Annotated in this window: 18 protein-coding genes; 12 read left to right on the top strand and 6 right to left on the bottom strand. The window is 41.0% G+C overall.

From position 1 onward, the window contains the following. Positions 1-48: 48 nt before the first annotated feature. A complete protein-coding gene (locus E0H89_RS07950) occupies positions 49-843 on the bottom strand; it encodes a glycoside hydrolase family 25 protein (protein ID WP_131216106.1) in 795 nt (264 codons plus the stop codon). A gap of 77 nt (positions 844-920) precedes the next feature. After that, complete coding sequence (gene mdtD / locus E0H89_RS07945; protein WP_131216105.1) at positions 921-2312, bottom strand: multidrug transporter subunit MdtD; 1392 nt, start codon at positions 2310-2312, stop codon at positions 921-923. Positions 2313-2488: 176 nt separating this feature from the next. On the opposite strand from mdtD, the gene E0H89_RS07940 reads away from it, so the two are divergent. Together E0H89_RS07940 and E0H89_RS07935 are read left to right on the top strand one after the other, a co-directional pair. Beyond that, positions 2489-4390 carry a choice-of-anchor I family protein gene (locus E0H89_RS07940; protein ID WP_131216104.1) on the top strand — a complete coding sequence of 634 codons (1902 nt, stop codon included), beginning with the start codon at positions 2489-2491 and terminating at the stop codon, positions 4388-4390. 162 nt (positions 4391-4552) lie between these two features. Beyond that, on the top strand, positions 4553-5521 hold the full coding sequence (locus E0H89_RS07935; RefSeq protein ID WP_131216103.1) for a hypothetical protein: 969 nt from the start codon (positions 4553-4555) through the stop codon (positions 5519-5521). 61 nt (positions 5522-5582) lie between these two features. Here the strand turns inward: E0H89_RS07935 and E0H89_RS07930 are convergent, their stop codons facing one another. Continuing rightward, complete coding sequence (locus tag E0H89_RS07930; protein ID WP_131216115.1) at positions 5583-6203, bottom strand: LOG family protein; 621 nt, start codon at positions 6201-6203, stop codon at positions 5583-5585. Between the two features lie 339 nt (positions 6204-6542). Here E0H89_RS07930 and E0H89_RS07925 point away from each other — a divergent pair, with 339 nt between their 5' ends. The 4 genes from E0H89_RS07925 to niaP all read left to right on the top strand — a co-directional run bounded on the left by E0H89_RS07925 (position 6543) and on the right by niaP (position 10831). Next, complete coding sequence (locus E0H89_RS07925) at positions 6543-8120, top strand: TerC family protein (protein WP_131216102.1); 1578 nt, start codon at positions 6543-6545, stop codon at positions 8118-8120. Positions 8121-8205: 85 nt separating this feature from the next. Continuing rightward, the gene (locus E0H89_RS07920) at positions 8206-8673 is read left to right on the top strand and encodes a YchJ family protein (protein WP_131216101.1); all 468 of its coding nucleotides are present in this window, start codon (positions 8206-8208) and stop codon (positions 8671-8673) included. 60 nt (positions 8674-8733) lie between these two features. Further along, on the top strand, positions 8734-9378 hold the full coding sequence (locus tag E0H89_RS07915) for a trimeric intracellular cation channel family protein (RefSeq protein WP_131216100.1): 645 nt from the start codon (positions 8734-8736) through the stop codon (positions 9376-9378). A 133-nt stretch (positions 9379-9511) separates the two neighbouring features. Beyond that, positions 9512-10831 carry a niacin transporter NiaP gene (gene niaP, locus E0H89_RS07910; protein ID WP_131216099.1) on the top strand — a complete coding sequence of 440 codons (1320 nt, stop codon included), beginning with the start codon at positions 9512-9514 and terminating at the stop codon, positions 10829-10831. A gap of 43 nt (positions 10832-10874) precedes the next feature. Here niaP and E0H89_RS07905 read toward each other — a convergent pair whose 3' ends face one another. Further along, complete coding sequence (locus E0H89_RS07905) at positions 10875-12614, bottom strand: hypothetical protein (protein WP_131216098.1); 1740 nt, start codon at positions 12612-12614, stop codon at positions 10875-10877. A gap of 302 nt (positions 12615-12916) precedes the next feature. Here E0H89_RS07905 and parC point away from each other — a divergent pair, with 302 nt between their 5' ends. Together parC and E0H89_RS07895 are read left to right on the top strand one after the other, a co-directional pair. Next, positions 12917-15136 carry a DNA topoisomerase IV subunit A gene (gene parC, locus E0H89_RS07900; RefSeq protein ID WP_131216097.1) on the top strand — a complete coding sequence of 740 codons (2220 nt, stop codon included), beginning with the start codon at positions 12917-12919 and terminating at the stop codon, positions 15134-15136. A gap of 146 nt (positions 15137-15282) precedes the next feature. Then, positions 15283-16959: an AMP-binding protein gene (locus tag E0H89_RS07895; protein WP_131216096.1), complete on the top strand. Its 1677-nt coding sequence runs from the start codon at positions 15283-15285 to the stop codon at positions 16957-16959. Positions 16960-17001: 42 nt separating this feature from the next. On the opposite strand, the gene E0H89_RS07890 is transcribed toward E0H89_RS07895, so the two are convergent. Next, a complete protein-coding gene (locus tag E0H89_RS07890; RefSeq protein ID WP_131216095.1) occupies positions 17002-17382 on the bottom strand; it encodes a hypothetical protein in 381 nt (126 codons plus the stop codon). Between the two features lie 106 nt (positions 17383-17488). On the opposite strand from E0H89_RS07890, the gene E0H89_RS07885 reads away from it, so the two are divergent. Both E0H89_RS07885 and ppa read left to right on the top strand, forming a co-directional pair. Beyond that, on the top strand, positions 17489-17887 hold the full coding sequence (locus tag E0H89_RS07885; RefSeq protein ID WP_131216094.1) for an MAPEG family protein: 399 nt from the start codon (positions 17489-17491) through the stop codon (positions 17885-17887). A 129-nt stretch (positions 17888-18016) separates the two neighbouring features. Next, a complete protein-coding gene (gene ppa / locus E0H89_RS07880; RefSeq protein ID WP_131216093.1) occupies positions 18017-18553 on the top strand; it encodes an inorganic diphosphatase in 537 nt (178 codons plus the stop codon). 97 nt (positions 18554-18650) lie between these two features. On the opposite strand, the gene E0H89_RS07875 is transcribed toward ppa, so the two are convergent. Next, complete coding sequence (locus tag E0H89_RS07875) at positions 18651-19976, bottom strand: OprD family outer membrane porin (protein WP_131216092.1); 1326 nt, start codon at positions 19974-19976, stop codon at positions 18651-18653. A 579-nt stretch (positions 19977-20555) separates the two neighbouring features. Here E0H89_RS07875 and E0H89_RS07870 point away from each other — a divergent pair. Next, positions 20556-21332 (top strand): TorF family putative porin, encoded by a 777-nt coding sequence (locus E0H89_RS07870; protein ID WP_131216091.1) that lies wholly within the window; start codon positions 20556-20558, stop codon positions 21330-21332. Between the two features lie 379 nt (positions 21333-21711). Then, positions 21712-22470: a TorF family putative porin gene (locus tag E0H89_RS07865; RefSeq protein ID WP_131216090.1), complete on the top strand. Its 759-nt coding sequence runs from the start codon at positions 21712-21714 to the stop codon at positions 22468-22470. Positions 22471-22621 lie beyond the last annotated feature (151 nt).

Here is a 22621-nt window from a genome sequence, read left to right as displayed (position 1 = left end):
CCTGGTTGGTAGTGGGTTATTATTTTTATTCTGATGAATGATGTGGAATTATTTTGTTATTTTTTTCGGTAAGTTTTCAACATTTTTTAATGGGTTGATGCCATTGCGTTGTAAAAAGTTGATCCAGTCTGACTCATTACCATTAAACACATTTAAGTCGACAACTCTGGGAATGCCCTTAATGGTGCCCTGATTGGTATGCTGCCAGAACAGCCATTTGGGGTTGCCTTTTAAATCCGGTTTGCCCTGATATTCACGTACCCACAACGGCGTTTTAGAAAATTCCCCCGCCAAAATAATATTGTAAAACGACTTGGAAATATAGAAAATAGGTTGCTTGCCATAATGCTGATACAAGCGATCATGCATGACCTGAATTTCTTTCAGTAATTGTTCTTTGGTGTAGGTGTTGATGCAGTTACTGTCATATTCCAGATCAATCACCGGTGGTAAGGCATCAATTTTATTGGGCACGGTTTCAATAAAATTTTGCGCCTGAACTTCCCCATCCCGGCATAAACGATAAAAATGATAGGCACCGACCCTCAAACCATGTTCACGTGCTTGCAGCCAATAGTCCTGAAATTTCCGATCTTTAAAATCTCCCCCTTCAGTGGCTTTTAGATAGACAAATTGATAGCTTTTCGGGGAAATCTGTTTCCATTGAATATCGCCTTGATGATGTGACACATCAAAACCTTTGACCGGATATTCTTGTGCCGAAGCAGGATTATGATGCAACACAAAAATATACAGTACGATTGCGAGACAAATCAGCACTAAACCTGCGCAAGAAGCGTAAAGTTTTTTATGGCTGTTTGGAGCTACTGGTTTTTTAGGCATACATAATTTAGGGATGACTGATCGAGCACATGATAACGCGATCTAAAGCTTCAGATCACGTTGTTTCTTCAATTCATTTAAACAGGCGTGTTACGCGGAATTCGTGAGAAAATACAGGCAGTAATGATATTAATACAGCCCAGTAAAATTAAGGTGCTATGGAATGCGGTAGTGATATGGTCGGTGCCATAATAGGCTGTGAAAACATTAACCAAGGTTCCTGCCAAAGCCACGCCAATACTCATCGATACCATCATGATCATCGACAAGAAGCTATTGCCACTACTGGCATCCTGTTGCGGTAAATCTTTCAAAGTCAGGGTATTCATGGATACAAATTGCAGAGAATTTAGCATGCCAAAGATAAAAAAGTGCAAAGTGCGCAACCAGAGAGGTGTGTCCGCCGTAGTGAGGGCAAAGCTGGCAATACACGCGCCGACCAATACGGTATTGACCAGCAACACTTTACGGTAGCCGAAGCGCTGAATGATTTGACGGATAATTGGCTTGGAGGCCAGAGAACCCAGCACGGTCGGAATCATTAACAGACCCGTTATAAATGGCTCAAAACCAAATGCGACTTGCAACATCAAGGGGATTAAAAAAGGCATGGCATTGCCACCTAAGCGGGCAAAGAAATTACCCACAATCCCAATGGCATAAATTTGATTACTAAACAATTTACTGCGGAATAGTGCATTTTGATGACTATGGGCATGATAAGCGTAAATGGCCGCTGCCATTAAACCCGCAGTGATTAATCCACCACTCCACCATAAAGACAGGTGTGGACTGGCAAAGTTTTCAATCCCCATTGAAACACCGACCATGGCGATCACCAACAATATAAACCCGGAAAAATCGAATGATTTAACAGTCGGTTCTGTTACATTTGGCATGGCTTTAACTGTGATCAAACAACCTAAAAGACCCATTGGGATATTAATTAAAAAGATCCAGTGCCAGGTCGCCACTTCTACCATCCATCCACCCAGTGTTGGGCCGATGAGTGGACCCATTAGTCCGGCAAGGCTCATTAAGCTCATGGCCGATAAAAATTGGGTGCGCGGAATGACCTTGAGCATGGCCAAACGACCGACAGGTAGCAATAATGCCCCGCCAATCCCTTGAATAACCCGATATGCCAGCAGTTCATTTAAGCTGTTGGCCAGTCCACACCCTAATGATGCCAAGGTAAAGATAATAATTGCGCTAAAGTAGGTATTGCGTACACCAAATCGGTCTGCAAGCCAGCCACTGAGTGGAATACAGGCAGCCACGGAAAGTACATAAGCCACCACGACACTATGCATCTGGAGGGGATCTTCACCTAAACTTACCGCCATTGCGGGAAGAGCAGTATTGACGATGGTGGTGTCCAAACCTTGCATAAAAAAACCAATAGACACTAAAAAGACCAACAGTCTAAACTCAGGTTGTAAGGCTTGATGCGATGGCGTGGTGTTCATAATTTTTGTAAGGCTGAGATTTTTATACAGTTTAAAGGAATAATTCAACATTGTTGTAGCAAAAGCTTTTCACCATTACGGGGGAGGGATTGCAATCAAACTGCAATCAAAGATTCATGCCACTGCAACAGCATGTTTATAAATTGGTCACATTCTTATAAATGATGAAGTAAAACATGAAAATACAGTTTTCAGCATTGGTGTTGGCCATGCTTTCAGTGGGGTTGGTGGCGTGTAACGATAGTCAGGACGAAACGCAGGTGACTATACCGCCAGGAGTGGAAGAAACTACACCCGAAAGTATTGAATTAGTCAAAATTGGTCGTTATGAATCAGGCATCTTTGGGGCAAGTGCGGCAGAAATTCCAGCTTTTGATGCTGCGAGCAAACGTCTATTTGTAGTGAATGCCAAAAAGGGTATGGTTGATGTGCTAGATATGACACAGCCTGAAAACCCTGTATATCTTGGGGAATTATCTGCACGCGCATATTTGGCAGAATCAGAAGTGAATAGCGTTGCAGTGCATCAGGGCATTGTCGCTTTAGCCGTTCAAGCCAAGAATAAAACGGACAATGGTATCGTCGCTTTCTTTAATGCCAAAGATTTAACTTTTATTAGCCAGGTTGAGGTTGGGGCATTGCCGGATATGTTGGTGTTTACACCAGACAGCAAGAAGGTTTTGGTGGCAAATGAAGGTGAACCGAATGAAGGCTATGCAGTAGATCCTGAAGGTTCTGTGAGTATTATTAATATCAAAGACATCATCAAGCCAACAGTAAAATCAGCCAATTTCCAAGCGTGGAATACCCGGAAACAAAGTCTGCTTGATGCAGGCGTAAGGATTTTTGGTCCTGCAACCGAGCATTATGCAGAAGTCGCAAGCAAAGGTCTGCAAACCACAAGCGTAGCACAGGACTTAGAGCCAGAATATATTGCGGTGAGTCAAGACGGCAAAACAGCATGGGTTAGCTTGCAGGAAAATAATGCCATTGCGGTTTTAGATTTGGTCAAAGATAAATTTGTTAATATTTTTCCAATGGGTAGTAAAGATTATGGCTTGCCTGAAAATGCTTTAGATGGCAGCGACCGGGACTGCGTAGTGGGTGTAACAGATAGCCAAGGGCAATTAATAGCGAGCTGTGCCAAAGATGCCGGTATGATCAACATCAAATCATGGCCTGGGTTGTATGGCATGTATATGCCAGATGCGATTGCGCATTATCAGGTGAAGGGTAAAAGCTATTTGGTGACCGCCAATGAAGGCGATGCCCGTGAATGGCTCAAAGATGAATCTCTTTACTTCACTGGCGATGATTTAACCCAAGGGTATGCCGAAGAAATTCGCGTGAAGCATTTATTCAAAAAGGCGGGTTTTGATTTAAAAGGTGATTATGCAGCGCATTTACGCCATTTGGGACCAGGGGTGAGCGGTGCGAAATTAGATCCAACGGTATTTAAGCCGTGTGTCACTGACAATGCGACCGAGGTCTGTGCGGATAACTTAATTAAAGACTCGCAGATTGGGCGCTTGACCATTAGCTGGACACAAGGCTTTAAACGTGATGCTTCTGGACAACCCGTACTTGAAGACGGCAAGTTGGTTTATGACAAACTGTATACCTATGGTGGTCGTTCATTCAGCATTGTCGATCCTGAAAGTCGTCAAATTATCTGGGATTCTGGCAGTGAATTTGAACGTAAAATTGCGGAATTGTTTCCGAACCAATTTAACAGCAATCACGAAGCCTTTAAATTTGATGATCGTAGCGACAATAAAGGACTAGAGCCTGAAGGCATTACAATCGGTCAAATTGGCAAAAAGACTTTTGCATTTATTGGACTGGAGCGTGCCAGCGGTATTATGGTGTATGACATTAGCCAACCGCAGCAAGCCAAATTTGTACAGTATTTTAATGACCGGGATGTTAGTCAAACGGATATGACCAAACAAGGAGATTTAGGTCCTGAAGGTCTAATTTTCATTGCCGCAAAAGACTCGCCGAATGGTCAGCCTTTGTTGGTTGTGGGTAATGAAGTGAGTGGTTCGACTGCAATTTATCAAGTTCATTTAAAATAAAAAATATAATTTGAAAAGAGCACACAGTTGCTCTTTTTTGTGGCATGTAACAAAATCTTGTCACCGTGATGTCATTAAAATGACATAAAAATGTCATAATCTAGCTGCACTTCCAGCTGCGCTGGATATCTACTTCTTATTGGTGATAAAGGTTTTGTTGTTATGACAATCGAAATTTTGATGATTGTTGGCTTCTGTCTGGCCGCGTATTCAATTGTCGGAAATGATGTGCCACAGACTTTAGGTACCTTTATTTCATCCAATGCTCATCGTCCGTGGTGGATATTGTGGCTCTATACCAGCAGTATTTTAAGCGTAGTCTTGCTTTATGGCTGGTGGGCTTCAGGGGTAGGTGATGCCTCTTATGGTCGTCTGGAAACCATTCCTTTTCCTGAGGGTGGAATTACTTGGTTGTATATTGTTCCACCTATATTGCTGATTTTTTTGACCAAATACGGAATTCCGGTCAGTACTACATTTTTAGTCCTGACCATTTTTTCACCGAGCAGTTTGGGATCAATGCTGACTAAATCGATGATGGGTTATGCCGTTGCGTTTGTAGTGGCGATCATTGTCTATCGTTTTGTGATTAAAGGCATTTCGGTTTATTTCAGTAAAACCCGAGATCATAAAGTCTCCCATATCTGGATTGGTTTACAGTGGGTATCCACCGCATTCCTGTGGAGCCAATGGCTGATTCAGGATCTGGCCAATATTTTCGTCTATGTACCACGTCAGGTTCCGCTGGAATTTTTGATTTTCGCAATTTTGGTTTTTGTCATTCTATTGGGCATGATTTTCTACCAACGTGGCGGTGCGATCCAAAAAATTATCGATACCAAAACCGGGGTTGCCGATATTCGTTCCGCGACCATCATTGATTTTATTTACGCCATTATTTTGCTGGTCTTCAAAGAGTGGAGCAATATTCCAATGAGTACCACCTGGGTGTTCCTAGGTCTGCTGGCGGGTCGTGAATTTGCGATGTCGATGCATCTGGCTGAAGTGAATAAATATCGGACTTCACGCAATGTCAGTAAAGATGCGATGAAGCTGATGGTCGGTTTAATCATGAGTGTTGTTTTAGCGACAACACTGCCGTGGTTCTATAACTTTATTTCAAATTTATAATGTAGACAGGGCAATCAAAAAGCGAGCTCTGGGCTCGCTTTTTTATGTTTAGGCTTTGGCTTTAAATGGCAAAATGTTTTGGAGCACCCAGATTTTTAATGGCATTCAAAATCTGGTCTGAATGATTACAAATTATCAGTTTCGCCCGATGCTGTGGCGGTAAAAAGCCTTCACTGACCGCATGATCAAGTTGGGCAATTAAAGCATCATAAAAGCCATTCACGTTATACAGCATCATTGGTTTTTGATGCTGATTCAATTGTCCCCAGGTGGCAATTTCCAGAATTTCTTCAAAGGTGCCCAAGCCACCAGGCAGGGCAACAAAAGCACTGGCACGTTCTGCCATCATGGCTTTGCGTTCATGCATGCTTTCTACAATATGCAATTCAGTCAGCTGGTTGTGCGCAATTTCATAATCCAGCATAAATTCAGGAATCACCCCGACCGTTTGACCGCCCCGTTGTCTGACCGCGTCAGCGACTTGTCCCATCAGGCCAATACTGGCCCCGCCATAGACCAGTCCAAAATCTAGGTCTGCTAGCGCTTGAGCCAGCGCAATGGCTTTTTCTTGATAAATCGGCTTGTTGCCTGAACGCGAACCGCAGTACAGCGCAATAAGTGGTTGAGTGGTTTTAGGAGATGGATTTTTATGTTTTGGAGTCATTTTTAATACACTGTTCATCATTATATTTTTTACCATAGCATTTTATTTTTTCTTGCTCTAGCTTAAGTCGGAAATATGACAAAGCCGCTAAGGTCATGCACAGACTTTGCAAAGATTTGTTAAAACCTGTTGGGTGAAGGTAGACGGAGCGCTGAAAAAAAGATGAATTTCTAGTTCATCTTGTTATACTAAAAATCTGTTTTCCAATAAATGAATCAACATGAGTAGTGGTTGTCCTCGCTCTGAACATCTCAATTCGGCCGCAAAAATTATACAGAATGTGGTTCATGGCATATTCACCGATTTTAATATGCTGCTTCTAAAATCAGTCCTTCATCCCTTGCAGGAGAACATCCAATGATCTTTGAATGGATGTCAGATCCATCTGCATGGATTGGGTTGGCCACTTTAGTGGTTTTAGAAATCGTACTGGGTATCGATAATCTGGTCTTTATTGCAATTTTGGCAGAAAAACTTCCGCCGGAACAACGCAATACCGGTCGTATTGTCGGATTGCTGCTTGCCTTGGGGATGCGCTTAATTTTACTCGCATCCATTGCTTGGGTGGTGACCTTAACCCAGCCACTGTTTCATATTCTGGAGCATCCTTTCTCGGGCCGCGATTTGATTCTATTGTTTGGTGGTGTATTCCTTTTATTTAAAGGCACCATGGAACTGCATGAGCGTATTGAAGGAGTTCAACTACAGAAAGAAGAAAATCCGGTGCATGCCGCTTTCTGGATGGTAATTGTTCAAATTGTGGTGCTGGATGCAGTTTTCTCTCTAGACAGTGTGATTACAGCAGTCGGAATGGTAAAAGACCTTTCTGTGATGATGATCGCGGTGGTGATTGCAGTCGGTATTATGCTTTGGGCCTCGAAACCGCTGATGGATTTCGTCAATAAGCATCCAACCGTGGTAATTCTCTGTTTGGGCTTCTTGATGATGATTGGTTTCTCACTCATTGTTGAAGGTTTTGGTTACCATATTCCAAAAGGCTATTTATACGCTGCAATTGGTTTCTCGGTGGTAGTTGAGTTTGTGAACCAAACTATGCGCCGTAATCAGGAAAAAATGGTGACGACGACGGACTTGCGTTACCGTACTGCTTCTGCAGTGATGCGTATGCTCGGTGGCAAGTCGGAATCGCAAAATAATGATAGCGAGGACGTACTGGCAACCCGTGCATTTGCCGATGAAGTCTTTAATGAACAAAATGGGGCCTATCACAGTGTGATGGTGCAAGGCGTACTTGGACTGTCTGAACGACCGGTGAAATCGGTGATGACACCGCGCCCTGAACTGGAATGGATTGATTTAGACGAAGACGAAGCTGCGATTAAAGAACAGCTATTGAGCATGACCCATTCACGTTTAATTGTGGCGCATGGTGAGTTGGACAATATTGCCGGTGTGGTCCTGACCCATAAAGTGATGAATGAATACATCGAAACCGGTGTGCTGAATTTTAAAGGTCACTTACGTGAACCGGTAATTGTGCATGAAAATGCGCAAGTGCTGATGGTGATGGAACAGTTGCGTCAGGCACCGTTACAATTGGCGATTGTTTTGAATGAATACGGTTCAATTGAAGGGGTTGTGACGCCAATTGATGTACTTGAAGCGATTGCAGGTGAATTCCCGGATGAAGACGAATTTGAAACGGCTGCAGAAAGTCTGGAAGATGGCACTTTGATACTTGAAGGTTCCACCGATATTCGTCATGTGTCGCTACTTTTAGGTCGTGATTTGGTTGACGATTCTGAACAGTATTCCACCTTGTCGGGATATATTTTGCATCACTTGGGTCATTTACCGGAAAGTGGCGCAAAACTTGAAGCCGATGGTTATATTTTTGAAGTGGTGACGATGGACGGCCATAAGATTGACAAGGTCCATATTATTCCGCAAATTGAAAATAATACCGATGATTAACTAAATTACGGTAGATGATCTTTGAACCAAGATAATTGATTAAAATAGCTCGCATCGTCGGGCTATTTTTTATTGGGAAAATTTGATGTCAGAAAATAATTGTCCATGTGGTCTTGGAATTTATGCCAGCTGTTGCCAACCGTTGCATTTGGGGCAGGTGAAAGCGCAAACAGCAGAACAGTTAATGCGCTCACGTTATAGTGCATTTGCCAAACACGAGATTGACTATATTGTCAAAACCACAGCCATTGGACAGCAACAGGCCTTGGATGTTGCGGCGATTCTTGACTGGAGTCAGTCCAATCAATGGCTTAAGCTTGAAGTGGTGCAAGCCAAAGAAAAAATAGACAAAAATCATGCACAGGTAGAATTTAAGGCACATTATCACGATGGTAAACAGGCGCAGGTACATCATGAAATTTCACATTTTGTGCTACATGATGGTGCATGGTATTTTCTCGATCCGACCACAGCGATGCAAACCAGCATGAAGCAACCCTGTATTTGTGGATCAGGGAAAAAATTTAAACAATGTTGTGCTCAATATCTGTAAATTTCATCTGAATTTGCCTTAGAATAACGCGCATCGATTACCCTCAGTGGAAGAAGGGCAATGTTGCTATTAGTGATTTATATTATTGCGATTACGGCCGAAGCCATGACCGGGGCTTTATCGGCTGGTCGGCGTAGTATGGATTGGTTTGGGGTAACGCTGATTGCTTGTGTGACTGCACTTGGTGGTGGTTCAGTTCGGGATGTACTGCTCGGACATTATCCACTGACTTGGGTCAAACATCCTGAATATCTCGTGCTGACCTGTGCTGCCGCTTTTGTCACGATTCTGATTGCCAAATGGATGCGCCATTTGCGCTCAATCTTCCTGATTCTGGATGCCATGGGGCTTATTGGCTTCACCGTAATTGGTTGCCAGATTGCGCTTGAAATGGGGCATGGTTTTGTGGTTTCGGCTGTCGCTGGGGTTTTGACCGGTGTGTCAGGTGGTATTCTGCGTGATATCCTGTGCAACGATGTACCCTTGGTGTTTCGCCGTGAACTGTATGCCAGTATTTCCTTTGTTTCGGTCATTTGTTATTGGGTTTGCCAGGAGATCGGTTTCTCTTTAGAAGTCACCGTGATTTCGACCCTGATTTTTGGTTTTTCTTTACGCTGTATCGCTATCTACTTTGGTCTGGAAATGCCGAAATTCATTTATAAAGATGATGATGAGCAATCGGCATCTTCCAAAGATGCTTCATAAGAATGTGCACAAAAACGATAGATGACTAACGAAGTGAGCGGTCATCATCTTAATTAGCGTATAAAAATTAGCACAATTATAAATCCTGTTGGGAAAGCAGTATGCATCCTGTCACCAAATCAGAGCTCTTGTTATGGATTTAGTCTCGCGTGTACAACGCTTACCCATCGGTAAGTTTCACTATACTTTGCTATGGGTAATCGGACTCGGCTGGATGTTCGATGCAATGGATACCGGTCTGATTGCTTTTATTTTGACCACTATGGCCGAAGAATGGAACATGACCCCGACCGAAAAAGGTTGGGTGGTGTCGATTGGTTTTGTCGGGATGGCGATTGGCGCAGTTTTCTCTGGGGGATTGGCCGACCGAATCGGGCGTCGTAGCGTATTTGCGATTACTTTAGTGACCTATAGTATTGCCACCGCTTTATGTGCCTTTGCGCCCAATTTAACGTGGTTATTGGTATTTCGTTTCATTGTCGGTTTGGGACTAGGCGGACAGCTTCCCGTTGCAGTGACTTTGGTCAGTGAATATATTCCTGCGCATGTACGCGGACGTTTTATTGTTTTACTGGAAAGTTTCTGGGGCTTGGGCTGGCTGGTCGCAGCTCTGGTTTCCTACTTTGTGATTCCGAATTATGGCTGGCATATTGCATTTTTAATTGGTGGTTTGCCTGCCATTTATGTGTTTATGATTCTTAAAAAAGTGCCGGAATCGGTTCCTTACCTGATTAACCGTGGACGGATTGAAGAGGCGCATGCTCTGGTTCAAAAACTGGAACGTCAATGTGGCGTAGAAGTGATTCAGCATATTGAAGTGAAGCCGGTTGCAGAAAAGCAGAATATTTCTTTTAAACAGCTTTGGACAGGGCCGTTTGCCCGTCGTACCTTAATGCTGTGGCTGATTTGGTTCGGTATTGTCTATTCGTATTATGGCATTTTCACCTGGTTGCCAAGTTTGTTGGTCAAACAGGGCTATACCATTGTGCAGTCGTTTGAATATGTGCTGATCATGATTCTTGCGCAGCTTCCGGGTTATGTCGCCGCAGCATGGCTGGTGGAAAAACTGGGGCGTAAAGCGACACTGGCGGGCTTTATTGGCATGTGCGCCGTTTCGGCTTATTTTTTTGGTCAGGCCGATACCGTGAACATGATTATGTTTTGGGGCTGCCTGATGTCATTCTTTAACTTAGGTGCATGGGGTGTACTGTATACCTATACGCCGGAACAGTATCCGACCAATATTCGTGCCTTTGGTTCGGGTTGGGCCTCTGCGGTGGGACGTATGGGCGGTATTGTGGCGCCAATGGTGGTTACCCATATGATGGTGATGAACAATGGTTTTAGTCATGTCTTCATCATGTTTACCGTAGTATTACTGGCTGTGGCTTTGGTGATTTTAGTCCTGGGTGAAGAAACCAAAGGCAAGACTTTAGAGTCGATGGGGCTATAACTCTATAACTCAAATCAAAGTACTGAACGTCAAACATTGGCAACTAGTCGATGACCCAATGTTTGGCAGAATGCACCACATCTTGATTTAAAACCAAGGCTATGCTTTGCAAGTTAAAGTTGTCTCGGTTCTCGGGTAATTGCAATAAAAGGGGCAATCGTGTTATGCCATTTTCACCATCTGCAAAGGCATAATGGCGTACTTTGGGATCATCCGAAGAGATTAAGTTTTTCGACTCTAAATAAAGACTGTGCTGAGAGAAGTGTTTTTGAATACGAATGATCTCTAAATAACAGCGATGATGAACTTCAATAAGTGATGTTTTTAATTCATTTATTTTATTAGAATTATTTTGTGATTTACTCATTAGGCGTTTGAGAAAGGTCGTATTTGCCGATTGTTTGGCAGCGCGTTCCAACTGGCGCAACTGCTGTTGCAGGAAACGACATTGTTCAATGGCACCATTCACCTGATCTCGCAGCTGTTCCAAGGGAGTCGTCACTAAATTGAGATGGTGCTGATAGTGATCTTGATCTTCAAACTGAACAAAAATATAGGCACGACGCTGCTTTAATAAATTTAGATAAGCAATCAGCCGGTACTTGAACTGACGTGCACGGGGATTAAATTGAATAGCAGGTTCCTGAGAGAATATTTCAAAGCTGTGCAACAATTCGCTCATTAAGCGTCGAATATTTAAAAAGCAAAATTCTAACTCGTCAGGTTGTTGAATACTGTTTTTGAGACCGTTTTGAAAGGGTTCAAGAATGTATACACATAAGTCTTTTTCAATTTCCTTTAAGTGCTCATTGATCAGATGATCGACTGAAAAACCCCTGATTTCGAGCATTTGCATGATTTTTTGCCGAAGATGATGTTGATTGTAATAGTGTAATGACTCCATCAGATCGACAATATGAGGGTTCATCTGGCGTTGTAAGCCAATCATTTTTCCCATCTGTTGTTTAAAGTTTTCAAAGTAGTCGGCAACCTCGATTTGTTTAGGATCAAGAACCAAGCCACTTATATAAAACTTATTTACCACGCCGAAATTTTCTTCGGTTAAAAAACGTCGAATAGAATAAGAAGATACCCGGCTGTCCCAAGAACTGCCAATGATAAAGTAATAAGCGGAAGTTCGAATAATTTCAAAGTCACGTACATGCTGCTCATGACTAAAATAGTCTTGAAAAATAGGCAGTTCCTGCTGCGCATATTCACTGGGTAAAATATGGGCAAACCAGCTTCCCAAAATTTCACTTTTTATAAAAATTTCAAAGATAAAACAGCGCACTTGATCAGCTGTCAAGCCACGGAAGTTGGGGGTGACTGAAAAATTTGTCTGCTTGATACTCAGCGCAGCATCATATAAAAATGCGTTTTTTAATAGCTGTTGAGCCTGAATATCTTTTTGATCTTGTAACTCCAGACTGTTAATTTCATAAGTAATGGTTTCTAAATAATCAGCAATTTGAACATCAGTTTGATATTTTTTTAAATGCTGAAAGGTGGCACGAATTTTTTGGGCGAGCTGTAACAGACCTGAATGTTGAATATAACTATGAAGTTCATGCAGACCAATATGACCTTTAAACTCAAAAAGTTGTGATAAATAGTTCCAATGAATATTCTTGGGCTTTAAATATTCATCTTCTATCTTGGGATGCAGATGTTCAGGTGTGGAGGCCAGCAGGAGACTAAGATCTTGTTGCCACTGAGGATCTAAAATAGGATCAATCTGTTGTAATTTTACTCGAAGCTGATAAGGAATATACATTTGCATAGAATGAGCCACACGCTTCCAAAGAATGTTACAGAGTTAAATGAAAATGCATATTAATGTGATATATATCGCACTATTATCTAGTATAGCCAATTAAAATCATATTTATACTTAAGTTTAATAGAATTTTACTTTTATGCGGTTAAGGGTTTTAAGTTGCTTTGTAAATATAAAATGAATATTTTTATCTCATAAGACACAATTTGTCGTGCAGTATCATTGACTGCTCTTGTGTAGTCGGCAATCGCGACTTAGCATAGCCGCATAGATAAAAAACGAATTATTTAGGATTCCACGCTTTTATGACCAGCCTTGTGCATCATGCGACAGAAAATCGTTCCGTAGCAGAATTTACTGAACAAGCTTACCTTAACTATGCCATGTACGTGATTATGGATCGTGCATTGCCACATATCAGTGATGGTTTAAAACCCGTGCAGCGCCGTATTGTTTATGCAATGAGTGAGCTGGGTTTAAAGCATAGTGGCAAGCCGAAAAAATCTGCCCGTACAGTCGGTGATGTACTCGGTAAGTACCATCCGCATGGTGATTCTGCCTGTTATGAAGCGATGGTGCTGATGGCACAGCCGTTTAGTTATCGCTATCCATTTATTGAAGGTCAGGGCAACTGGGGTTCACCTGATGATCCGAAATCTTTCGCAGCAATGCGTTATACCGAAGCCAAACTTTCACTTTATAGTGAAGTGCTGTTGTCTGAGCTTGGTCAAGGCACCTGTGACTGGCAGGACAACTTTGATGGCTCGATGAAAGAACCGGTTAATCTGCCTGCACGCGTACCGAATATCTTGTTGAATGGTACCACCGGTATTGCCGTGGGTATGGCAACCGATATTCCGCCACACAACTTGCGTGAAGTGATTAAAGGCACCATCGCCCTGATTCGTAATCCGAACTTAACTGATGAGAAAGTTGCAGAATATATTCCTGCACCGGATTTGCCGACCAGAGCAGAAATTATTACCTCGGCTGATGATTTATTAAAAATTCAGACCACAGGTCGTGGCAGTTATCGCATGCGTGCGGTGTATAGCATTGAAAAAAATGAAATCGTGATTACCGAGCTGCCGTATCAGGTGTCGGGTTCAAAAATCATCACCCAAATTGCCGATCAAATGCAGGCGAAGAAACTGCCTTTGGTCAGCGATGTTCGAGATGAATCGGATCATAAAAATCCGACCCGTTTGGTGATTGTGCTACGCTCCAATCGTATTGATGCTGAAGCCGTGATGAGCCACTTGTTCGTAACAACTGACTTAGAGTCGAGCTATCGTGTCAATATGAACATGATTGGTGCTGATGGTCGTCCGCAGGTGAAATCGATTCGTCGTATTTTGCTGGAATGGATTGAAATTCGTAAGAGTACGGTCACCCGTCGCCTGCAATACCATTTAAATAAAATTGAAAAACGCCTGCATATTTTGGCTGGTCTTTTGATTGCATATCTGGATCTGGATACAGTCATTCGTATTATTCGCGAAGAAGATCATCCGAAAACTGAACTGATTGCACATTTCGGGATTGATGAAATTCAGGCCGAAGCCATTTTGGAGCTCAAGTTACGTCATTTGGCAAAACTTGAAGAAATGGAAATTCGCCGTGAACAGGAAGAATTGGAAGCACGTGCTGCCATTATTCGTGAACAATTAGCCAACCCAGAATCATTGAAAAATCTGATCATTACCGAACTGAAAGATGACGCCAAAAAATTTGGTGATGACCGACGTTCGCCAATCGTACAGCGCGCAGAAGCCGCCGCAATTAGTGAACAAGACCTGATGCCCGCTGACCCAGTGACTGTGGTATTGTCAGAAGCAGGTTGGGTTCGCTGTGCCAAAGGTCATGAAGTGGATGCAGAAAACCTGAATTTCCGGGCAGGGGATCAATATTTAAGTCATGCAACCGGTAAATCAAATCAGCGCACTTACGTACTGGATGAAACTGGACGTAGTTATGCGTTAGCGATTAACAGTTTGCCATCGGCACGTGGTTTAGGTGAGCCGTTAAGCTCCAAACTTGCTCCTGCAAACGGAATTGGCTTTATTCAAGTGCTGATTGCGGAAGATGAACAGGAAATTATTGCAGTAAGCTCTAAAGGCTATGGCTTTAAATCCAATGCAAAACAGCTTGATACCAATGCCAAAGCCGGTAAAGCATTCCTGACGGTATCTGAGGATGCCAAAGCATTGCCATTACAAATGGTAGAGGCCCATACGCATTTAGCTATTCTAAGTACCGCTGGTCGGTTATTGGTGATTGAATTGTCAGAATTACCAATGCTGAACAAAGGTAAAGGAAACAAGTTGATACAACTTGAAGCGAAAGAACAAATTTTGTCCATGACATTGCTTGGTTTAAATGAAATAATTCAAGTGGTTGCAGGGCAGCAACAATTAAAACTAAAAGGTGATGATCTTCAGAATTATATTGGTAAAAGAGCGACTAAAGGTCAACTGTTGCCACGGGGATATCAAAAAGCAAATAAACTGTTCATTCAAAGATAAAACTAGCATCCATTGATCAAAATACGTTATATATGATTCGTATTCGTGTAAATGGATGTCATGTTATGCATAAACAAGTTAAATAATCAGCATAACATTGAAAAACAGTTGAAAACTAAGGATTATAGATTGGAGAGAAGGGCGTTATGGAAAAAATTTGGTTCGCTGAATACCAGAAAACAGGAATTCCGGAAACAGTAGAATTACCACCAGAAAATACCTCACTTAATGATGTTTTTGAACGTAATTTTCAAAAATTTGGTTCGCGTGATGCCTTTATCTTTATGGATAAAGTCTTAACATTTAATGAACTAGAAGAAGCAAGCCGTAAATTTGCAACCTATTTACAAAGCTTAGGTTTGGCAAAAGGTTCTCGCGTTGCAGTAATGATGCCAAACGTGCTGCAATATCCAGTGGTGGCACTGGGTGTATTCCGTGCAGGTTTGGTACTTGTGAATGTGAATCCACTCTATACCTCGCGTGAACTTGAACACCAACTGAATGATTCGGGTGCGGAAGCATTGGTGATCATTGAAAACTTTGCAACAGTTTATCAAGCAATTATTGGTAAAACACCTGTGAAGCATGTGGTCGTGGCTTCTGTTGGCGATATGTTAGGTGCATTAAAAGGCACATTAGTGAATTTTGTATTGCGTTCAGTACGCAAGCAAATTCCAGCTTGGGATATTCCAGGACATATCAAATTTAATGCTGCAATGTCTAAAGTCAGCGCAAGCAACTATAAACGTCCAAGTTTGACTTTAAGTGATACTGCTGTACTGCAATACACTGGTGGTACGACTGGTGTTTCTAAAGGTGCAGAGCTGACACATCGTAATCTTGTTGCAAACATGTTGCAGTGTGACGGTATTTTCCAAAGTAAATTTGGTGCACAAGATGGCGCGAAAGATGACCGTATTTTCTGTGCATTACCGCTTTATCATATTTTTGCATTCATGGTGTGTGCCATGTACGGCATGTATAAAGGTCAAGCCAATATTCTGATTCCAAACCCGCGTGACTTGCCCGCGGTAATGAAAGAATTGCGCAAATACCGTCCGTCATTCTTCCCGGCAGTAAACACTTTGTTTAATGCATTGGTGAACAATGAAGAGTTTAAGCAACTTGACCATAGCAACCTTAAAATGGCGATGGGTGGGGGTATGGCTGTTCTGGCTTCTACAGCTGAAGCATGGAAAAAAATTACCGGTACCAACATCATTGAAGGTTATGGTTTATCAGAAACTTCGCCGGTTGCGACTGCAAACCCGCCTTCATCAATGGAATTTAGCGGCACGATTGGTATTCCGTTGCCACTAACTGAAGTTGCGATTCTGGATGATGATGGCAATGAAGTGGCACTGGGCGAGCAGGGTGAAATTTCGATTCGTGGTCCACAAGTCATGAAAGGCTATTGGAACCGTCCAGATGAAACTGAAAAAGTCATGACCAATGGTTTCTTCCGTACCGGTGATATCGGTATTATGGATGCTCGCGGTTATGTGAAGATTGTAGACCGTAAAAAAGACATGATTCTGGTTTCTGGTTTTAATGTTTATCCATCTGAAATTGAAGACGTGGTCTCTAAACATCCAAAAGTATTGGAAGTTGCAGCAATTGGTGTACCTGATGAAAAATCGGGTGAAGTACCTAAGTTGTTTGTGGTGAAAAAAGATCCGTCTTTAACCACTGAAGAAGTACTTGCTTTCGCTAAAGAAAACTTAACCGGTTATAAACGCCCGCGCTATGTTGAGTTTATGGATGAATTGCCAAAATCAAACGTAGGCAAAATCTTACGTAAAGATTTACGTAAAACAGCATAAACCATGCAATAAAAAAGCGCCGTTCTCGGCGCTTTTTTATTTTTAATCTTTCATCAACCAGCGATCAATATAAGGACGCCCTATACCCATAATCCAGATAAAGGTCGTGATGCTACCGAACTGATAAATATATCGCTTTAAATCAAATGAACCAAAGCTATATAAATTATCAAGCACACAATAGAGGGCAACGACTGTAGTCCATATCCACAGGGCTTGACGCTTAATTCCCACCATCCAAAGTGCGACGATTGATATAACAATGGTGAAAATCAGAGAAAGTCTATTGAAGTTGGCACACATGACTGCAAGTAAAAATCCCACAATCGGCAACACAATTTTGAGTACACGATCTACTTTAAGTTGATGCAAACGCTGTTTTTCAAGGACATCCAACATTATTTGCTGATCTGGGTTGACCATAAGAGATCCTTATTCCTCATTAATAAAAACATTATAATTTAACAAAAATTATTACTGAACCGTCATGCTATGATACTGGGCAGAAAATCTTAATGAGAAAAATCAGATGCAAAACATCAGCGGAATAATCTATCTCATCTTAATTGCATGTTTATTGCCTTACGTTTTTACAATGATTGCAAAAAAAACCTCTGGCTTTAAAGGACGAGATAATCAAAATCCGCGCGATTTTTTATCTAAAACCACTGGCTTGGCCGCACGTGCTAATGCAGCACAGCAAAATAGTTTTGAAAGTTTACCTTTATTTATTGCTGCTATTTTAATGGCGGAATATATGGTGGTTCCTCAAACCGTAATCATGACTTTTGGTATTGCCTATATCGTGCTGCGTATTATTTATGGCATTTGCTATTTGGCCAATTGGGCAACGTTGCGTAGCATTATTTGGATCTTGTCTTTACTATGTCCAATTTGCTTATTACTTCTGGTGATTAAATTAACTTAACAGTGACATCAGTCTGTGGAAATACATATTTTGGCTTGGCGGATGTATAATCACAAAGTTATTTAATTCTCAAAAACCGTTATAATCGTGCCGGTTTAAATAAGATTTAACTTGTTAAAGAGTGATGCTATGAGCTACAGCAATATCCCAGCGGGTAAAGATGCACCAAACGACATCTATGTCATTATTGAAATTCCTGCAAATGCAGCACCAATCAAATATGAAATCGACAAAGATTCAGATGCTTTATTCGTAGACCGTTTCATGGGTACAGCAATGTTCTACCCAGCAAACTACGGTTATGTACCAAATACCTTGTCTCTAGATGGCGACCCATTAGACGTATTGGTTGTAACACCATATCCAGTTGAACCAGGTTCAGTGATTCGTTGCCGCCCTGTCGGTAAATTAAACATGGAAGATGACGGTGGTATTGATGCGAAGCTGGTTGCTGTACCGCACGAAAAACTAACACCAATCTACAAAGATGTTCAGGAGTACACTGATCTTCCTCCGTTATTGATCAGTCAAATTGAACACTTCTTCCAGCACTACAAGGACTTAGAACCAGGAAAATGGGTTAAGTTAAGTGGTTGGGAAGGTGCTGATGTTGCGAAACAAGAAGTGCTTAGCTCAATTGAAGCATATAAAGCTGCGAATAAATAATTCCGTTTGCTATGAAGTTGAACTTTTTAGTTAAACTTGAGCAAATAAAAAACCTGCACAATGTGCAGGTTTTTTTAGCTCTTAAACTTACTGTAAATTAAAATAATTTCACAGGAATATCTAGGAAAACACGCCATTCATTGGTATCACCAATGTAGGCATTTTCGTAGACATTATTAGCGCGGTAGATTGAGTTACGTACACGCAGGCTGGCATCCTTGGCAAAACCACTTTGAACCGTATATTTCACCTGGTTAAAGAACTCGTTTTCTTTACCTTCGTTTGTTTGACCTGCAACATTGATGTCCCAACCATAGACATAAGCAGTGGTCCAGTTCAAGCCAGCTAAGCCTTGGTTTTTGAAGTTATAGCTGTATTGAACTTGTGCAGATTTTTCATGGTTGCCGACGAAGTCAGACAAGTAAGAATTTGGCAAGTAAACGCTTTGAAAGCCATCAGCATTTTGACCATAGTCATAACCGACATTGCCAGTATTTTGCTGGTAAGCAAGCATAAGATTATGTGCACCAGTATTATAAGTACCTGAAATAGCCCAAATATTATTGGTCTTTTCTACACCAGCAACACCTGTTGTTGCATAGTCGGGAGCAACTTCACCAGTCGAAGAATATGTAGTCGCGTTTTTATCAAATTTAGTATGATAACCGCTGAAGTCATAAGTTAATGAACTGTCGTTGGCTAAAGCTTGCTTATAGTTGGCGTTGACATAATGACGGTCTAATTTATTTTTGCTGTCTAAGCCAAAGTAAGATGCATTTAAGGCATCACTGAATTTGTATTTAGCTCCCCAAACTACCGCCTGGTCTAAACGGTTACCGTCAGTATTGATCTGTTCAGACATTTGGTTCTTGGTGAATTTACCGGCTGTCAGTTCTAGACCGTTAATTTCGCGGCTGGTGGCAAGTACGCCTTCAAAGTATTCAGGAACCATGCGCCCAGTGTTGCTGGCAAGAACAGGCAAGTCTAAAACTTGAGTACCGTAACGTACTTCGGTGTTAGAAATACGTGCTTTTACATTTGCGCCGCCGCGTGCCCAGTGATCATAGGTATCACCAGCTTGTTTTTTGCCATTTAATGTTTCACGTGGAATCATTTGGTTACCGGCATGCTTGTTGTCACCCAACTTGAAGGATGCATCACCGACAATACCTACACCGAACCCAACAACACCTTTAGTGTATCCAGACTCTAAATCAAAAATTGCAGATTGTGCTGAAGAGCGAGTATCTGTACCTGCTGGAACATTTTTCTTATCGCGGTCAATAAAACCGGTACGGAATAAAACCGAACCTTCAGCATCTTCTATAAAGCCTTTAGCTTCGCTTTGCTCGCTCGCATAGGCCGTTGAGATTAATGCAGCTTGAATTAAAATCGCTAAAGTAAGTTTTTGTGTTTTTTGCATTGGGAGAAGGCCTTATACAAAATTGGACGAAGAAATTGAAGGAATTGTATACGTAATGTAGAGCAAAAAAATCTTTTTTTTATTGATTTTATTTCATTAAAGTTATGCATTCTTTGAATATAATGTTGCACCTTTGAGTTAATAAAAATATTTAAATTTTGCTATTTGTTAAAATTATTTTACAAAACAATAATATATTTAAAGTATAACTGACTTGATAAGGAGTTTTGAACAGTTAAATACAGCTGAAATTTACTAATTAAGCTAAATTTTATGAAACTTTGCTGTTTTAGACTTTAGTCTAGTATGGATTAAAAGCCCGGATTTAGGAATGTTCATAAAAAGGCGAGTGAATAATCAGAAATTTTTAAAAAATTGTATCTCTCTGCAAATTTCATCTAAATTTTTAATCTAAAAATTTAATTTACTTCAATATTAAGCTGACTTATTGATTATTAGTTGAATGAAAGTAAGTTAGATTGATCTAAATAATTGACCAAGAAGGATAAAAAAGTTTTAAAATCCGCAGCCAAATTCATCGTTGAACAGAATCTTTAACTGATTCTACACGGGGTAAAAATGCTGCAAAATTCACACAAAGTTGCGTTATCTTTATTGCTTGCCATGAACACAATACCTGCATTTGCTGAAGAACAGTCAACTTTATCGGCAGCGGGAGCATTAACAGGCAGTTTTGCTGTGGTCAATAAATATATTTTCCGTGGTGGAGTTGAAAATGATGATGTCGCTCTGCAAGCTGGCATTGAGTATGCACATCAAAGTGGTGTTAGCGTAGGATATTGGGGTTCAACACTCGGTTATGACCCGTCTGATAATAGTAAAGATAAAGATCATGGTTTTGAACATGATTTTTATGTGGCGTATGCGCAAGACATTAACCCGGATTGGCGCTATAAAGTTCAAGGAACTGCTTATTACTACCAAGATGGCGGTACAGTTTATGCTGAAGATGGCGATGAACGTAAAACTACAGCATTTGATATATTAGGTGAATTGGCTTATAAAAACTTAACTTTGAGTACATCCCTAATGCTTACAGATGCTTCTTTCGCTAACGCAGGAGATGTGTATTTAAGTGCAGCGTACAGTTATGCTTTGCCGCAAAACTTTATGTTGAATACATCAATTGGCGCATCTGTTTATAACAGTAGTCGTGATGACAGCATGATTGAAACTAAAAATGAAGTTGCTTTTAATGAAGCGCGTATAGGTATGAGTAAAGAAATTGCCAATACGGGTGCGACAGCATCTTTTGATTATGTGGTCGGTGGTAAGGATCGCTTCGATACAGATTTTGATGATCAAGTTGTATTCGGTTTGAATTTTAATTTTTAAGCCTAAAAACTGTAAGTTTTTTAAAAGTGCATAAATTGTTTTAAATTTGTGCACTTTTTTTAGGCGTAATAAAATTGTGGGATTAAAAAATAGCTTCAAAAAGAGGCAGGATGTAAGTAAATATGACTCTTGCTTTAAAGCTGAAGTGAATTTCAATACTGAACACATTGGTTATAGTATCGAACAAGCTGTATTTTAATTAAATTTATTTTAATTAATTAAAGTTCAATATAAACAAAACTATATATGCATTTATTTTTTATTCTAGATGGCTTCTAAAGATCGTATTTCGTTTTTGGCATAGCAATTGCTATTACCTCATTGAGTTTATCGAAATAACCAAAAAAACCGTCGTAGTACGATGTGGGGGAATCAAACAATGAAATTAACTTTAAATGCATTATCTCTGGCTGTATTAGGCGCAGCATCTACGTTCACTTTTGCGGATGAAACATCTGCATCACCATTAGGCTTATCCGTAAGTGGAACTGCAGCATTAACCTCAGATTACCGTTTCCGTGGTATGACGCAAACATTCAATGATCCCGCTGTACAAGCCGGTTTTGTATTGTCACATGAGTCAGGTGCATATGCGGGTGTATGGGGTTCAAATGTTGATTTTGGTGGTACAGCCCACATTGAACTTGACCCTTACATCGGTTTTGCAACGACTTTGGATAACTTTGCAAATAAACCGTTATTAGATGTAGGTTTATGGTACTACGCTTATCCAAGTGAAAGTGACTTAAACTGGTTGGAATTATACGGTAAATTGACATTTAAAGATGTTTTTGTACAAGGTGCAAGTCTATTGACAGCAGTTAACTACAGTAATGATTTCTTGGGTTTAGACACTGATGCATGGTACCTAAATGCAACTTATTCTGTACCTTTTGGTGCAACTGGTTTTGGCGGTGTTGCTGCACTGGGTTATACACTGGCAGATGAAAATTATTTTGGGGGTGATGACAGCTATATTGATTGGAAAGCTGGTGTAACTTACTCATTTGCGTCTGTTAGTGGTCTAACTGCTGAATTGGCTGCGATAGGTACAGATATTGATACTGATGGTATGCCACATGTGGCAAGCCGTGGAGTAGAAACTGGGGCGGTATTTACCTTAACCAAAACATTCTAATTGCAAATAATTAAAAACCTTCAAAGTTTGGCTTTGGAGGTTTTTATGCAGGTGATTCATTGGCTACTGACACTTCCTTTCTTTGCGCTAGAAATAAAGAAAGGCTTTATTTTTGCTTATAGGGCAGAAAATACAGAATAATCGCTCACAT

The organism is Acinetobacter sp. ANC 3781 (genome assembly GCF_004331285.1).
Taxonomy (GTDB): domain Bacteria; phylum Pseudomonadota; class Gammaproteobacteria; order Pseudomonadales; family Moraxellaceae; genus Acinetobacter.
Note: the sequence above shows the minus strand (reverse complement) of the source record. Positions and strands in the feature narration are given on the sequence as shown.

Bases quoted from the DNA above. Each gene is read 5' to 3' on its own strand.
- E0H89_RS07950 (WP_131216106.1), bottom strand. From the start codon at position 843: ATGCCTAAAAAACCAGTAGCTCCAAACAGCCATAAAAAACTTTACGCT.
- mdtD (WP_131216105.1), bottom strand. From the start codon at position 2,312: ATGAACACCACGCCATCGCATCAAGCCTTACAACCTGAGTTTAGACTG.
- E0H89_RS07940 (WP_131216104.1), top strand. From the start codon at position 2,489: ATGAAAATACAGTTTTCAGCATTGGTGTTGGCCATGCTTTCAGTGGGG.
- E0H89_RS07935 (WP_131216103.1), top strand. From the start codon at position 4,553: ATGACAATCGAAATTTTGATGATTGTTGGCTTCTGTCTGGCCGCGTAT.
- E0H89_RS07930 (WP_131216115.1), bottom strand. From the start codon at position 6,203: ATGAACAGTGTATTAAAAATGACTCCAAAACATAAAAATCCATCTCCT.
- E0H89_RS07925 (WP_131216102.1), top strand. From the start codon at position 6,543: ATGATCTTTGAATGGATGTCAGATCCATCTGCATGGATTGGGTTGGCC.
- E0H89_RS07920 (WP_131216101.1), top strand. From the start codon at position 8,206: ATGTCAGAAAATAATTGTCCATGTGGTCTTGGAATTTATGCCAGCTGT.
- E0H89_RS07915 (WP_131216100.1), top strand. From the start codon at position 8,734: ATGTTGCTATTAGTGATTTATATTATTGCGATTACGGCCGAAGCCATG.
- niaP (WP_131216099.1), top strand. From the start codon at position 9,512: ATGGATTTAGTCTCGCGTGTACAACGCTTACCCATCGGTAAGTTTCAC.
- E0H89_RS07905 (WP_131216098.1), bottom strand. From the start codon at position 12,614: ATGCAAATGTATATTCCTTATCAGCTTCGAGTAAAATTACAACAGATT.
- parC (WP_131216097.1), top strand. From the start codon at position 12,917: ATGACCAGCCTTGTGCATCATGCGACAGAAAATCGTTCCGTAGCAGAA.
- E0H89_RS07895 (WP_131216096.1), top strand. From the start codon at position 15,283: ATGGAAAAAATTTGGTTCGCTGAATACCAGAAAACAGGAATTCCGGAA.
- E0H89_RS07890 (WP_131216095.1), bottom strand. From the start codon at position 17,382: ATGGTCAACCCAGATCAGCAAATAATGTTGGATGTCCTTGAAAAACAG.
- E0H89_RS07885 (WP_131216094.1), top strand. From the start codon at position 17,489: ATGCAAAACATCAGCGGAATAATCTATCTCATCTTAATTGCATGTTTA.
- ppa (WP_131216093.1), top strand. From the start codon at position 18,017: ATGAGCTACAGCAATATCCCAGCGGGTAAAGATGCACCAAACGACATC.
- E0H89_RS07875 (WP_131216092.1), bottom strand. From the start codon at position 19,976: ATGCAAAAAACACAAAAACTTACTTTAGCGATTTTAATTCAAGCTGCA.
- E0H89_RS07870 (WP_131216091.1), top strand. From the start codon at position 20,556: ATGCTGCAAAATTCACACAAAGTTGCGTTATCTTTATTGCTTGCCATG.
- E0H89_RS07865 (WP_131216090.1), top strand. From the start codon at position 21,712: ATGAAATTAACTTTAAATGCATTATCTCTGGCTGTATTAGGCGCAGCA.